The 14,472-nt window shown below is 54.3% G+C and carries 10 protein-coding genes; 4 read left to right on the top strand and 6 right to left on the bottom strand.

Features of this window, described 5'->3' with window-relative positions; all coding sequences use genetic code 11:
- The coding region (locus tag SMC1_RS05540) for a metallophosphoesterase (RefSeq protein ID WP_133299408.1) at window positions 1-691 on the top strand (691 nt) is incomplete at its 5' end.
- Here SMC1_RS05540 and SMC1_RS05535 read toward each other — a convergent pair.
- From SMC1_RS05535 to SMC1_RS05525, 3 genes are read right to left on the bottom strand one after another with little or no spacing between them, the layout of a single operon-like run.
- Entirely contained in the window at window positions 592-1,569 is a 978-nt protein-coding gene (locus SMC1_RS05535; protein WP_279386564.1) for a beta-ketoacyl-ACP synthase III, read from the bottom strand. The genes SMC1_RS05540 and SMC1_RS05535 overlap by 100 nt on opposite strands.
- A 15-nt stretch (window positions 1,570-1,584) precedes the next feature.
- Entirely contained in the window at window positions 1,585-2,046 is a 462-nt protein-coding gene (fabZ, locus tag SMC1_RS05530; RefSeq protein WP_119085794.1) for a 3-hydroxyacyl-ACP dehydratase FabZ, read from the bottom strand.
- Between the two features lie 29 nt (window positions 2,047-2,075).
- Complete coding sequence (locus SMC1_RS05525; RefSeq protein WP_119085793.1) at window positions 2,076-3,188, bottom strand: NAD(P)H-dependent flavin oxidoreductase; 1,113 nt, start codon at window positions 3,186-3,188, stop codon at window positions 2,076-2,078.
- 442 nt (window positions 3,189-3,630) lie between these two features.
- On the opposite strand from SMC1_RS05525, the gene SMC1_RS05520 reads away from it, so the two are divergent.
- A complete protein-coding gene (locus SMC1_RS05520; protein ID WP_119085792.1) occupies window positions 3,631-4,410 on the top strand; it encodes an ADP-ribosylglycohydrolase family protein in 780 nt (259 codons plus the stop codon).
- A 312-nt stretch (window positions 4,411-4,722) separates the two neighbouring features.
- Here the strand turns inward: SMC1_RS05520 and SMC1_RS05515 are convergent, their stop codons facing one another.
- From SMC1_RS05515 to SMC1_RS05505, 3 genes are all read right to left on the bottom strand, one after another.
- Window positions 4,723-5,037, bottom strand: a complete 315-nt coding sequence (locus tag SMC1_RS05515; RefSeq protein WP_119085791.1) for a DUF6506 family protein — start codon at window positions 5,035-5,037, stop codon at window positions 4,723-4,725.
- Between the two features lie 419 nt (window positions 5,038-5,456).
- Window positions 5,457-6,392, bottom strand: a complete 936-nt coding sequence (locus tag SMC1_RS05510; RefSeq protein ID WP_207799320.1) for a 2-hydroxyacid dehydrogenase — start codon at window positions 6,390-6,392, stop codon at window positions 5,457-5,459.
- 338 nt (window positions 6,393-6,730) lie between these two features.
- On the bottom strand, window positions 6,731-7,906 hold the full coding sequence (locus SMC1_RS05505) for a DNA recombination protein RmuC (protein WP_165849252.1): 1,176 nt from the start codon (window positions 7,904-7,906) through the stop codon (window positions 6,731-6,733).
- A 251-nt stretch (window positions 7,907-8,157) separates the two neighbouring features.
- Between SMC1_RS05505 and SMC1_RS05500 the strand changes: the two genes are divergently transcribed.
- Together SMC1_RS05500 and SMC1_RS05495 are read left to right on the top strand one after the other, a co-directional pair.
- A complete protein-coding gene (locus SMC1_RS05500; RefSeq protein WP_119085788.1) occupies window positions 8,158-9,075 on the top strand; it encodes an HNH endonuclease in 918 nt (305 codons plus the stop codon).
- 72 nt (window positions 9,076-9,147) lie between these two features.
- Entirely contained in the window at window positions 9,148-14,148 is a 5,001-nt protein-coding gene (locus tag SMC1_RS05495; RefSeq protein ID WP_119085787.1) for a DUF3320 domain-containing protein, read from the top strand.
- The last annotated feature ends 324 nt before the right edge of the window (window positions 14,149-14,472 follow it).

Raw genomic sequence — 14,472 nt, 5'->3', positions numbered from 1 at the left:
CGAGCACTTTGTTCCCATACGAGGGGTGCTTCTCCGCGCAGGCGGGAATCCATCCCTTGTTCCTGGCATGCACATTCTGGTCGTCTCCGATTCGCATGGTAACACGTCCAACCTGAAGGAGGCGATGCGCCGGCATCCCGAGATCACCCGCGTGCTCCACTGCGGGGATGGCGAGGCCGACGTCGCTGCCCTCAGCACAGCGTATCCGTCCGTGCGCTTCGACGCCGTGCGAGGCAACTGTGACCTCGGTGCATTGTTCCCGCTCCAGCGCCTCCTGCGGATTGCCGACAGGCGCATCTTCATGACGCACGGCCATAACTATGGCACCAAGTATGGGGTGAAATTGCTCCTCGAACAGGGGCGCAAGGACCGGGCCGACGTCGTCCTCTTCGGCCATACCCACCGGCGTCTCATCGAGCGCCAGAACGGCATCCTCCTCGTCAACCCGGGCAGCATCGGGGGCCGCTTCCCCGCCCGCACGGCCACCTACGTCGTCTTGGATCTGTCAGACGGTGTGGTGACAGCCGAGGGGTACGAACTGCAGCAATTGGGGATGCTCCCGTTTGATGCTGGAAGTGATGACAAATGCTTTCATCTGGACCACTCCATAATAATCGCACCGGAAGTCATTCCAGCGCCAAAAGAAACCATAAGCACTTTGTCACCATTTTTTAGCTTTCCTTCTGTGTAAATCTTGTCAAGCGCAATAGGGATGGAAGCGGCAGAAGAATTGCCATACTTATCAATAGTAACAACGACTTTTTCCATAGGTATACCCAGTTCTTGAGCTCCAGACTGAATGATTCTGAGGTTTGCCTGGTGAGGTACGAACCAATCAACACTCTCAAGGGGAACATTTGCTTTGTCAAGAACTTTCTTTGAAATACGCGAGATCTCACGGACAGAAAATCTAAATACTGCCTGGCCATCCATTTTGGTGAAGTAACTTCGTTCTTTTAGCACTTCTTTGCTAAAAGGTTTCCTCGAGCCACCAGCAGGTAACGTGAGGTATTGTGCAAGAGAGCCATCAGCAAACAGTTCAAATGAAAGGAAGCCACCATGTTCGACGGTGCTTAGTACGGTAGCGCCTGCTCCATCACCAAACAGAACATAAGTCCCTCTATCTGTATTGTCCATCATCCTGGTGATAACTTCCGCTCCTACGACAAGAACATTCTTGTACATGCCTGATTGAATGAATTGAGTTCCAGCAGTAACTGCATATACCCAACCTGGACAACCTGCCTGAAGGTCAAAAGCAGCTGCATTTCTTGCTCCAATCATCTCTTGCAGCAGGCAAGCTGTAGCAGGATAAAGCATGTCAGGAGAGTTTGTTCCAACAATGATCAAATCAATATCATTCGGAGACAGATGTGCATCTTCCAGCGCTCTTTCAGCAGCAATTTGTGCGAGGTCACTCGTTGCCTGGTCTTTTCTCGCAAAACGCCTTTCCGTAATTCCTGACCTGCTCTTTATCCATCCATCAGTCGTGTCGAGAATCTTCTCAAGATCAGCATTGGTAACAACCTGTTCAGGAACATAACTACCCAACCCAACGATTCCTACCATCAAGAAACTCCTGCATTAAAGAGTTTCATTTTCAACAAAAACCGCAGCAATAACACCCTGCGCTACGAGAGAATCACCGCAATAAATCTTGCTCTCACTTCTTGCAACGTTATGCCTGAAAGAAATAAGCCTTGATTCTACAATAAGAGTCTGTCCAGGAACCACCTTCTTCAGAAACCTGAACTTGTCCACTCCGGCAAAAAAGCCAAATAAGTTTCTATTCTTTGGAACGGTAAGTATCATGAATGCAGATACCTGCCCAGCAAACTCCATCAGAATAACACCAGGAACAATTGGCATCTGTGGAAAGTGCCCCTTGAAAAAATCTTCCTTTCCAGTAAAAGTCTTCTTGCCTGTCACGCTTTCTCCGGGCACAAGGTCAGTTATCTCGTCGACAAAGAGGAATGGTTCTCGTTGAGGGAGTATTCTTTCTATATCCCCCTTGGACAACTTAAGTTTATTCGTGTTCGTCTTCAACTAAGACCTCCCGCCCAAATCATACGACATCAAGAGGATTTATAGAATTCAGGGCATGATACATCTCTATATTCTTTTTGCAAAGTTTCGATAAGTGCCTTCACGGAAATAATCTTCTTTACACGATACGCATTTGCACCAGCAAAAACAAAACCATTCTCAAGATATCCTTTCTTGGCGTTCGTTAATGCAAGTGCAATACAATAAGGAGAATTAGCATAATCACACGGCTTTAAACATTTCCAGGGACAATTCACTGGTCTTTTAATTCCCTGGTTTACGTCATCCAGGAATTTATTCCTGATCGCTCGTCCTGGCATTCCGACAGGACTATTTATGATGACAGTATCTTCTTCTTTGCTTCTCACGTAAGCCTCTTTAAACTCAATTGAAGCATCGCACTCGTAAGTTCCTACAAACCTTGTTGCCATCTGAACTCCACTTGCCCCTAACTGAAGAAACCTGTAAATGTCGGCTCCAGTAAATATACCACCTGCGGCAATGACAGGAATGCTTTCCCCGTAACGTTGTTCGTAAATTTTCATTACGGAAATAACATCGGGAAGTATCCTTTCTAAGGCATAATCAGGGTTATCAATTTCTTCCTTTTTGAATCCAAGGTGCCCACCAGCCATCGGGCCTTCAACAACTACTGCATCTGGTACTAAACCATACCGCTTCGCCCAATATCTGAAGATAAGTTCTGCAGCTCTTCCTGAGGAAACTATAGGAACAAATTTCGTCCTATTCTTTTCAATCTTACCGTGCAAAATCTTCTCCGGGACTTTGAGAGGAAGCCCCGCTCCTGAAATAATGAGATCAGCACCCTCCTCCACTGAAATATTCACGTGGTCATCATAGTCTGAAAGAGCTACCATTATGTTTACACCGATGATGCCTTTCGTCATTTCTTTTGCTTTTCTTATTTCTTTTCTAAGAGCTCTTGCGTTTGCCTCTCTGAAATCTTTGGCAAAGTCCGGCTCTAACATACCAATTCCTGCAGAGGAAATAATTCCAATAGCTCCTTCCTTTGCAACTGCTGACGCTAAACCCGATAAAGAAACACCAACGCCCATGCCCCCCTGAATAATTGGTACACGAGCTTCCAGATCACCTATCTTTAGAAGTGGCATTTCGCTCATATATTGACTCCCGATAAATGAGGTACAACGACTGAATCTATTGGGTCAGTTTCTCTCGAAACTATTCTTTGCAATGAAACAACAATTTGAGATGCAATGAGAACTGGGTCAAGATAAAACTGTCAGCCTCTGCCACGAAAATATCATTTCAAGGTACTATAGGCCCTTTGTTGAAGAAATTTCGAAGATGCCGCATCGACTCATTCAACATGGAGGTGAAGGATGACAGAATACTGCTGGTCCTTCCCGTGTCCTATTTGTCATTTCCGCGGAGGCTCCGTCATTCCCGCGCAGGCGGGAATCCAGTCTCATCCCCCGACCTTTTGTCCCTGACCTGGGCAAGTTTCCCCTCGGTTCGTCTCTCAGCGCAGCAATTAGTTGTATACTACACCAATGGTATGGTGAGGTGTGAGCTATGATGCCCCGACCTCAGGAGGCCAGTATGCTGGGAGCAGTGGCAGGCGACATCATCGGTTCGGTCTATGAGTTTCACGCCATCAAGTCGATGGACTTCCCGTTGTTCAGCCAAGGTTCAGAGTGGACAGATGACACGGTCCTGACCATGGCCGTGGCCCAGACGCTGCTGACAGGCCGTCCGTACGAAGAGACGCTGCGCGAGTTTGCGCTGGAGCATCCAGATGCCGGCTTCGGTGGGAGGTTCAGGCAGTGGTTCACCACGCCAGGCTCGAAACCCTACAACGGCTTCGGCAACGGGTCGGCGATGCGCGTCAGCCCCGTGGGCTGGGCCTTCGACACATTGGAGGAAACGCTGGAGGAGGCGCAGCGTTCAGCCGAGGTGACGCACGACCACCCGGAGGGCATCAAGGGTGCTCAGGCCACGGCGGCTGCCATTTTCCTTGCCCGCCAGGGGACCAGTCAGGTTGTCATCCGGGACGTGCTCGAGGCTCGATTTGGGTACGATCTGCACCGTACCTACGAGGACATCCAAGCAACCTGCTCGTTCGACCAGACGTGCCAGCGGTCGGTACCCGAGGCGCTCATCTGCGCGCTGACCTCCATGTCCTTCGAGGGCGCGGTGTGCCGCGCAGTTGCTCTGGGCGGTGACGCCGACACGCAGGCCGCCATCGCAGGCTCGGTGGCCGAGGCACTCTATGGTGGAGTCCCAGAGAGTATCGCCAAGGAGGCACGTGCTCGCCTGACCCCGAAGTTCATCAGCATCCTCAACGCCTTCCAGGACAAGTACCACATCCCGCGTTCATAGACTATCCGGCAGGCCACGCGGTCATTCCCGCGTTCCATTTCGTTATTCCCGCGCAGGCGGGAACCCAGTCTCGTTACTCTGGCCCTCCCTTCGCTCGTGCCACCCATCCGTCATTCCCCCGAGCCCTTTTGTCTAAGGCGAGGGGTGCTTCCCACGAGCATGTTGGTGTCATGGGAGTGGCGCTCTGCCGCGTATGCGGGAATCCAGTCCTTTTCCGTTGAACCCGCTATATGACTCTGGCACGTTGCAGTCAAATGTTACCACTTGGAAATGGTAACGCTTGACCCCAAGAACAGAAAGGCTTTCAGTATATCAAAACCAGCCCGCTTTCTTCATTGCTTCCATTGAAATCTTACTGCTTGGTCCATCCCCTCTTGCAACGGTTATTGCAACATTGGGTCCCACTACCTCCAGAATCTCTGCAATGTCCTTGTGTGTGAAGCCCGGGCAGAGCATTATTGCTTCGATGCCCTCTTCCTTGACAAGTTTTCTGCAAACTTCCAATGCCTGACCCTGGCCTTTTACAAGCGTTACGTAAAGTTTGTACTTCTCCGTCTCAAGGATACAGTGATCCCTTTCGGGGTCTGCATCAGGCGCGTGCGCCATAAACAAAGCTTTGAATGCCATAATTCACCTCCTACAGTATTTTACCCAGATTGAGCGATTGTTTATCACTTAATAAAACTATAGAGCCTTTTTGAAAAGATTGGAAGTGCGCATCGACTCATCAATAATGTACGTCAAATGTCTCCGTAAACTTATCAGAAAAAGTACGTAGTACGTGGCGTTCCCTGGCTCAAGCGTTACCATCTGGAAGTGGTATCATTGCGGAATGTTTCAGGAGCGGTCCTGCCACCGTTTGACTCCTGACAAATCCTACTCCGTCATTCCTGCTTCCTTCCATCCTTCCCTCGCCCTTTTTCGTCATTCCCGCGCAAGCGGGAATCCATTCCCTAGTCCTTGTCTAGGATAGGTCGATGGCTAGCTCAGGCCGACTCCACGCATGTACCACTTGGCGGGTAATTACCAGCTGACCCCAAGGGAGGTCAAAACAGATATTCTTCTCTCCTGAATACTCCCTTGACGCTCTCTCCTGCCATGAATCTCTTGACATTCTCGACAGCCTCTCGTGTTGCTTCCGCCAGAGCCTCGGGCACCATGCCGGAATTGTGTGGCGATCCCAGAACGTTGGGGAGATTGAGGAAGGGATAGTGCATTTCAAACCTTCCATGTCTGAATGGCTCGACCCACCAGGCGTCGATGCCGGCCTTGAACTCAGGATGCGACTTCAGATATTCGTAGAAGGCTCGTTCGTCGATGATTTCCCCTCGTGCCACATTCACCAGGATGGCGTCAGGCTTCATCCATGTCAGCTCTCGCTCCCCGATGAGCCCTTTCGTAGAACGGGACAGCGGCATCGATATGACGACGATGTCGGCGTGACTCAGGGCATATTCCAGGTCTTTTGTCGTCCCGATAAAGTCGACCTCTTCGTCGGTCTTGCCGCTGGTATTTACTGCAAGTATTCTGACTCCAAAGGCCCTCATGAGAGAAGCCGTGGCCTTGCCGATGCCGCCAAAACCCAGGACAGCGCATGTCGCACCATGGAGGGACCTGTTCATACTAAACTGGTCGAAGTTCCCAGCTGCGAGCTTCTTGTGGCCCTCCCTGAGGTTCTTGGCCAAGGCGAGGGTCATGGCCATGACATGTTCAGCCATGGGCTGCGCGTAGGCGCCAACATTGCCGGCTACCACCAGCGTCTCGGGAAACAGCTTAAACGGAACATGGTCGGCGCCTGCAGACAACAGCTGCATCAACCTTGCCTTTTTCATCAGCGCATACTCATTGTCCGCGAACTCCTTTGGGGGGTTCCACGAAAGAATGATATCGGCGGTCTCAATAGCCGCCGTCCGGTCCTCAGCCGCACTGAGATACGTCAGACTGGCCAGATTGCCCACATGATCGTCAATGATTGTCTTCATGCCCTCATCGAGTTTGAAACTCACGAGCAAATGAGATGGTTCCACGGCAATGTTCCTCCCTTATCACGAGTACCTGCGTAGATGACGGGAGATGCAGGCCCCATACAACTGTAGATGCTCAGTTTCTTTTTACATGAATCCTTCGGCAGGATTTATCTTTGGGGTCAGCTGGTAAATAGATAGCAACGTGGTAAGTGGCCAGAACGGCAGCATATGTTTACCAGGGTGCGAATCATGCCGCAACGAAGAGCCAATGACCCCGACGGACAGTCGTTCCTCGAATCTTGCTTATTACCAAGGGGAGCAGCGTCTGCAGAGACGATTTGCCTCTGTCAATATCAGGTGTCGGTTGGCTGTTCCAGAATCTCTCCCTCCACGCCTTTTTGCTGCTCCTCGAGGGCGTGGATGTTTTCAAGGATTCCGTCAAGTTTATGCGTTCGCACTCCAGAAAGTTCTTTGAAATCTTCCTCGACGTTCTGAATGTGCTTTTCGAGCTTTTCGTACTTATCGGTGAATTGCCCCCACTGTTTATCGAACTCGGTGAACTTCGCCAGGATTTGGCCAATGTTCTGTTGAATAGAGAACGTGTCCGTTGCTTGGCGAATGATAACAAGGACCGCGAACAACGTTGATGGTGAGCACAAGATGACATGTTGGCTTAGGGCATTGTCGAGAAGCTCTGGATCCTGCTCTTGTGCAAAGGCGAACACCGACTCAACCGGGATAAAGAGCAGGACACAATCGACCGTTCCATTTCCTGGATCGATATACCCTCGTGAATTGATCTCCTTGACGCGTTGCTGCACGTCTGACAGAAATTTCTTGGTGAACGAGGACCGCTCTTCTTCTGTGGCAGCACTGATGAGATTCATATAGTTGTCCAAAGGGAACTTAACATCCATGTTTAGCCGCAAGTTCTTGGGAAGGAAAAACGTGAAATCCGGGCGATTGCCGGAGAGTTCCTCTTTTTGTTTCCGATAATTGACGTCTTCCTTAAACCCAGCGGCGCGAAGAATGTCGTCAGCCATGCGTTCACCCCATTGCCCACGCGTTTTGCCGCTGGCAAGGGCTTCCTTGAGAGCAGTAGTTATATCGGTAAGCCTGCTGGTTTGCGAAGACGCATTAGTGAGTTGCTGAGTAAGCCCGCCAAACTGGTTTTCTCCCTTTTCCTTGAGTTCCTGCATTGTGCTCTGAACTTTGGACAACTCTGTGTTCATCGTTGCCAAGGTCAGATCTATAAGGGCCTTCTTATTGTCCAGGTATTGAGCTGCTTGGCCCTGTTGTTCTGCCAGCTTGCTGCTGGCCATTGTTGTTAGTTGGTTTGTAACGGGACCGAGGGCGTCCATCGAAAGACTCTTGAATGACACGGCAGCCTGACTGCTGAACGCTTCTCTTGCTTGATCGATTATCTTCTGATTGGTTGTCGCTTGCACGTGGCGAAACAATAAACTGATAATGATTCCAGCAACAATCCCTATCGCGATGCCAATGATAAGGAATGACGATGCATTCATATAACCGCCTCCCTTGTGATATGAACGGTACACATGTGTAAACCCATTATGGGAGGATTTGCAATGATAGCCAGCAGAGGGTTTTGCTGAAAAGGAATTAGGCAAATACAGTACACTAACTGACAGAGCCAACGACTGGCCAGCTGCGACGCGTATTGCAGAAGAAGACATCGCTCTGCCGCGGACGAAGCACGTTGACAAACCCGTCAATTGGCTACAGTAGTGGTGTCCGCTATTGTGGAGGAGGATAGATGCTGTCGGCGTACCTTGGTATTACGGACAACAACTGGTTTGACTACTTGCGGCGGAATCAGATCACCGACGAGGTGAATTTCTGGGTTCCCAGCGCGCCGCCACGCAAACATGTCGAGCCCGGTTCTCTCTGGCTCCTCAAGCTGCATAGTCCTCTCGACTTCATCGCAGGGGTTGGCGTTTTCATGCATTACTCGGTCCTCCCCCTCCAAATGGCTTGGGATGCATTTGGCATCCGCAACGGTGTACGGACTCTGGAGGAGTTCCGAACCGCCATCATGCGGCACAAGAAACCTGGCACAGATTCATGGAACACTGACGTGGGGTGTGCACTGCTCGATCAAGTCGTTTACTTGCCCCGCGAACTTTGGGTCCCGTGCTACACTGGCAGTATCGTCAGTGGCAAACACATGGGCAGCGCTGACGATCAGACCGTCGTGCGACAGGTCCTCCGCAACTTGGAACTGACGCCATCGACACCGCAGGTTCATGCACTGCCCTTCTACAGTCCTGACTACACGCCACAGTATGCCCTGAGTGAGGTCCGTCAAGGCCAGGGGACGTTCCGCGTCGAAGTGACCGATGCCTATCATCGTCAGTGTGCCGTCAGCAGGGAGCACTCGCTGCCCGTCCTTGAAGCCGCGCATATCATCGAGTGGTCCGACACGCATACCAACGACGTCACCAACGGCATCCTCCTGCGTGCTGACATCCACAAGTTGTTCGATGCCGGCTACGTCACCATCGACCCCGACGGCTACCGGTTTGTCGTCAGCAAGCGTCTCAAAGAAGACTACGACAATGGCAAGGAGTACTACCAACTCCACGGTTCACGCATCCTGTTGCCAGAGGATCCAAATGCGTGGCCGAGTAGAGATGCATTCAGACAGCACAACGAGGGAGTATGCACGGAATAGTCTCGTACGCCACGAGGCACGTATTCGCTTCTCCGTGCAGGAACAAGAACCCGACTGAAACCGGAGGCTACCATGGATCCACGCCTTGAACAAAAGCTAGATGATGCTCGTCGGAGTCTGCTTGACCTGACCATGCGCAATCGACTCCTCAACTATCGGCCCACGAAGGCGCGTTCGCTGCGCGTACTAGGCATTGATCCGCGTGTGGCGTTTGATGTGTTGGTGAATCAAGAGAAAGCCATCGTAGTTCGTGGGCGAACGGATCTGGAGAGCGTTACGGCCAGAGGGCTGTTCGACGGTGAGACGAACGCGGGGCGTGGCCCGTCCGACGATCCAGAGTCATCACATGGTGGCATCAGGACATCAGGACACTTACTCACAGACCGACCCCCGGTTTCGCTGGGCCCGTTGAGTGATATCGTCATCCCCTCGGGCAACTTCTCTGCGGAGGCTTCGTATGATCCGCAGCGCCTTGCGAAGCGCTTGCGCGACCTCGACACAGATGCGCAATCGGTCGTCGAGGAGAGAGGCTACAATGTCCTGTACCTTGCACTGGGGTTCCTTGAGTGGTGCGAGACAGACGCGGCAGATACGACCCAGAGGGCTCCCGCTGTGCTCGTCCCTGTGAGGCTCGAGGCGCTGCAGCAAGGCAGGGGATACCAGATTGTCTGGAACGGCGACGATGTCGTCGCCAACGTATCGCTGCAGGCGAAGCTACGTGAACAGACCATCGAGATGCCAGAGCTCAACAGTCCAGAGACGGCCGCCGAGCTCGATGAGTACTATCAGTCGGTCGGACGGGCCGTGTCCGACAAGTGGCGCGTCGTCGACCTTGTCGAGCTCGATTTCTTCAGCTTCGCACGTTTCTCGCTGTACCGCGACCTGGACCCGAAAGCGTGGTCAGAGACAGCCCACTTCGAGCGTACTGGGCTGCTGCGCAGCCTCCTTCTCAACGAGCCAGTTCCTGGAAACGACGGCCCGGGATTCGATCCGGAGACCATCGATGAGAAGCTCCATGCCGTGGACATACTGCACGTCATGGACGCCGACCCATCACAGATAGCCGTGATTGAGGACGCCAAGACGGGTCGCAGCTTGGTTGTGGAGGGGCCTCCAGGCACAGGAAAGTCCCAGACGATCGTCAACATCATTGCCGAGCTGCTGGGAAATGGCAAGAAGGTGCTGTTCGTGAGCCAGAAGATGGCAGCGCTGGACGTGGTCAAGCAGCGGCTCGACGGGGTGGGCCTGGGTACCGCGTGCCTTGAGTTGCACAGCGACAAGGCAACAAAGGAGCATTTCGTCGACCAGCTGCGGAAGGTGCTTGAGAACGAGGTCTGTCCACACACGACGGACATCGCCGACTACGATCGAGTAGACGCGTTGCGGGCTCAGCTGGGGGCATACGCCCGCGCACTGGGCGATCCCGTCGGAGCAGCCAAATCCTCGGTCTTCGCCTTGTTTGGCCTGAAGGAGAGAGCCGTCACGCAGCTTCGAAAGTCGTTGCTGCCGTTGGAGACGCAGGAGTTCGACGGCGCCGATACATGGGCGGCGAACGAGATCAACATCTACAGGCAGGCAGTGCTTGCGCTGGGTCGCCATCTGGAGAGCGTGGGCTCCGTGACGGAGAACCCCTGGCGTGAGTGCGAGGTCGGACTCCTCATGCCAAATGACCTGCCAACAGTCGGTCGATTGCTGGAGGCAGCGAAGGGGGCCATCGAGAGGGCGCGCGAAGCCATGGCCGGCTTGCTGGAACTGGGCATTCCCGCCACGAGCACATTTGCTGAGGTACTCACGTCTATGGAGCGGTCGCCTGAGGCAGTTGAGGCCCCCACGCTGGAATCCGCCGTTTCCACGAGCCCGGAATGGCATCGAGGAGTCGGTGCGTCCGATGGGCTCGTGGACGCTGTTCGCCATATCCAGGCGATGCGCTCAGATGCCGAACTCAGGTACGAGGAGGGGCTGGCGTCGGCGGACGTCGATGGTGCCATTGCCCCATATCTGTGGCTGTGCGAGACCCACAGGTACTACGAAACGTTCCCTCAGCGGATTGGCCGGCTGTTCAGTCGCGAATACAGGCGCGCCCACGCCAGTGTGCTGGCGCTTCTGGTCCTTGACGAGCCCGTGTGTGACCGGCGGATGCTCGAGTTACTCACACGCTTGAAGGACCTCCTCAAGGAGCGGGAGTGGGTCGCCGGCCAGGCCGGCACGGGCACGGCGTACTTCGGCAGCGCATGGAAGGGCGAAGACAGCGATCTGGAACAGCTTGCACGTATTTCCACATGGATGTTGCGGCTTCGGGCTGCTATTGATGAGGGCAGACTGACCCCGAAAGTACTCGCGGCTGTCACGCGTCCTGCGGGAGAGCGGCTGGCACAGATCCATGACATGGAGCAGAAACGGCAGGACGCGAGGTCGTCCCTCCTCGGCGTGTGTGTGCGCGTTGGCTACGACACGAGCACGAAGCTCGTGGACGGCACGCCGCTCGGCGAACTCGTACGATTCCTGGATACATGGATCCAGGCCGTCAACCTGCTCCCTTTATGGTCCGAGTATGTTGTTGCGCGGTCCGATTGCCGCAAGGCTCTCGGCAGTACGTTTGTCGAGACAGCAGAGAGCGGCCGGTTCCTCCCAAGCGAACTGGCACCGTACTTCGATGCATGCCTGGCGGACACCCTGTTGCGCAAGGCGTTCAACGAACACCCAACGCTCGCCCGCTTCAGCGGCGCTTCTCATGAGGCTGCCATCGAGGAATACGTCCGGCTGGACCGCCGAATCATCCAACTGAACCAGCATCGCCTTGCGCGGCTGATCGAAGACGGCAGGCCCGCCATCCTTGCGAATCCAACTCACGGTTCCGAGGCGGGGGTCGTGCGGGGCGAGATCAACCGCAAGCGGCGCCATCGCCCCATCCGGTCACTCATGCGAGAGGCGGGAAGCTACATCCAGGCCCTCAAACCGTGTTTCCTGATGAGCCCCCTTTCTGTGGCCCAATTCCTTGACCCAACAACCGCCAGCTTCGACTGCATCATCTTCGATGAAGCAAGCCAAGTCAAGCCAGAGGAGGCCCTTGGGGCTTTGCTGAGAGGGGATCAGCTCATCGTGATGGGAGATACAAGGCAGCTTCCACCCACCTCGTTCTTCGACCGGATGGTGTCCGACGATGAAATCGACGATGAAGACATCGCAGACGTATCGGCCCAAGACATCGAGAGCATCCTCCATCTGTGCAAGAATGCCCTGCCCGTGCAGTGCCAGAAATCGCTGCTGTGGCATTACCGCAGCAGGCACGAGTCCCTGATTGCCGTGTCAAACCGCGAGTTCTACGAGAACCGGCTCCGTGTCTATCCGTCAGCCGTCGACAGTGCCCCCGGGCTGGGGCTGAGCTTTGTCCATGTGCCCGATGGAGTCTACGACCGTGGACGCAGCCGCACAAACCGCATCGAAGCAGCCGAGGTTGCGCGGAGGGTGGTCCAGCACTATCAGGAGCATCCCGGGTTGAGCCTGGGCGTCGGAACATTTAACACGGAACAGCAGCGCGCAATAGACGACGAGCTTGTGCTCCTGCGCGAGACGAACCCTCAGCTCGACCGGTTCTTCGACCGCACCAATCCGGAACACTGCTTCGTCAAGAACATCGAGACGATCCAGGGGGACGAGCGTGACATTATCTTCGTCAGTGTTGGCTACGGCTATGATGAGAGCCACGGCTTCTCCCAGAACTTCGGCCCGATCAACAAGCTGGGCGGCGAACGCAGACTCAACGTCCTCATGACACGTGCGCGCGTAGAGTGCGTCATCTTCGCCAACTTTCAGGCCGAGATGATTCCGGCGGATGGGACAGGGAAGGGACTCTCAGCGCTAAGAGCGTTCCTCCAGTACGCAGCGACGAGGACGCTTCCCGTCACGACTGGCACTCTGGAGGACGCAGAGTCCCCCTTCGAGGATGCCGTCGGGGAACTGCTCCAGAATGCCGGGTTCACGATCAAGCGGCAGGTGGGGTGTGCCCACTTCAGAGTGGACATTGGGGTCGTCGACCCGGTTCATCCTGGCAGGTATATGTGCGGGGTCGAGTGCGACGGAGCCACATATCACTCCGCACGCGTCGCGCGGGATCGCGACCGTCTGCGTCAGCAAATCCTTGAGGGGCTCGGCTGGCACATCGTCAGGGTCTGGTCGACCGACTGGTTTCGAGACCGCGCCCGCGTTCGTGCGCGTCTCTTGGACGAGGTCCGTCGTATCGCCGAGCATGACGGAGACCGGGGACGCTCACCAGAAGCGCCTGGCATGACGGGCAGAGGCGCTTGGCAGACTAGGTCTTCCTTTGGCGCTCGTACAGGGCAGGGTGGCCCAGTTGAGGGGATTCCGGCATCAGGTCAGGCTGGACCTCAGACTGTTGCTATGCGACCGAGGGAGGTAGAAAACGTTGTCGTTCAGCCATACACGATGTGCACAGCGACGCGCGGCGTCTTCACTGCGATTGACCTGAGAGAGGCCTCGATTGTTGCGGTCGCGTCCGTCGTCGTCGAGGTCGTGCTGGCAGAGGGGCCGATCCACGAGACTGAGGTCGTGAAGCGAGTGCGTACTCTGTGGGGATTCCAGCGTGCAGGCCCACGGATCCAGGAAAAGGTGTATCGGGCAATCAACTATGCCTGCTCGTGGGACAAGGCCAGGAACACGATGGCTAGGCCTCAGGTCACATATGCCGGACTGCTGGATACGTTTCTTGATGCACCGATCGTGCAGAAAGGCGAGTACCTGTGGCCCGCATCCATGGGGACAGTAGCCCCACGTCGGCGAGACGATGCCTTCTTGGCCAGCATCGAACTGATCTGCGATGAGGAGATCCTGGCAGCAATCGTCCTGATTCTCGAGTCCGACTGTTCTGCTCCCATCGACGGACTCGTCATCAGCTGTGGCCGCGTTCTGGGCATACAGGCTGTCCATGACCAAACGCGAGAGCGGATCGAAGGGGTCATTCGTGTGGCAGTGGACCAGAAGGTGCTGTGCACCTTGGCGAACGGGAACGTTGCACTTGTGTCCACGGGGCCTCCGACATTCAAAGTCGAAGACTGATTCGCGTCTCTCAGCAACTATCGTCGCCTCTACGCGAACAGTACACAAGGCGTGCAAAATGTACAAGTATTGCAATTTCTTGTTCATAAAATTGACTTTTATGTACAATATGGAACAATATGGACATGAATGGTCAAAACAAGCAAGAGAATATAGGACATGAGAACAAGCACCAGCGATTCGTACGAGTTGCTGAACGCCGTACCAACGAGCTCTTGGACAAGATTCGTATCCTAGGGAACTGCTCAAACAAGAACACGTATGCCTATACGGACGAGGAACTGAGTCTCATCTTTGCCGAAGTCGAACGTGCGCTGCGGACAG

Origin of the sequence: Candidatus Cryosericum septentrionale (genome assembly GCF_003570995.1) — a bacterium.
Classification (GTDB): domain Bacteria; phylum Caldisericota; class Caldisericia; order Cryosericales; family Cryosericaceae; genus Cryosericum; species Cryosericum septentrionale.
The sequence above is the reverse complement of the archived record's forward strand: the minus strand, read 5'-3'. Positions and strand labels throughout refer to the sequence as shown.

Excerpts from the sequence above, each read along its gene's own strand:
- SMC1_RS05495 (WP_119085787.1), top strand. The coding sequence starts at position 9,148 with ATGGATCCACGCCTTGAACAAAAGCTAGATGATGCTCGTCGGAGTCTG.
- SMC1_RS05510 (WP_207799320.1), bottom strand. The coding sequence starts at position 6,392 with ATGAAGACAATCATTGACGATCATGTGGGCAATCTGGCCAGTCTGACG.
- SMC1_RS05515 (WP_119085791.1), bottom strand. The coding sequence starts at position 5,037 with ATGGCATTCAAAGCTTTGTTTATGGCGCACGCGCCTGATGCAGACCCC.
- SMC1_RS05505 (WP_165849252.1), bottom strand. The coding sequence starts at position 7,906 with ATGAATGCATCGTCATTCCTTATCATTGGCATCGCGATAGGGATTGTT.
- SMC1_RS05500 (WP_119085788.1), top strand. The coding sequence starts at position 8,158 with ATGCTGTCGGCGTACCTTGGTATTACGGACAACAACTGGTTTGACTAC.
- SMC1_RS05535 (WP_279386564.1), bottom strand. The coding sequence starts at position 1,569 with ATGGTAGGAATCGTTGGGTTGGGTAGTTATGTTCCTGAACAGGTTGTT.
- SMC1_RS05525 (WP_119085793.1), bottom strand. The coding sequence starts at position 3,188 with ATGAGCGAAATGCCACTTCTAAAGATAGGTGATCTGGAAGCTCGTGTA.
- SMC1_RS05520 (WP_119085792.1), top strand. The coding sequence starts at position 3,631 with ATGCTGGGAGCAGTGGCAGGCGACATCATCGGTTCGGTCTATGAGTTT.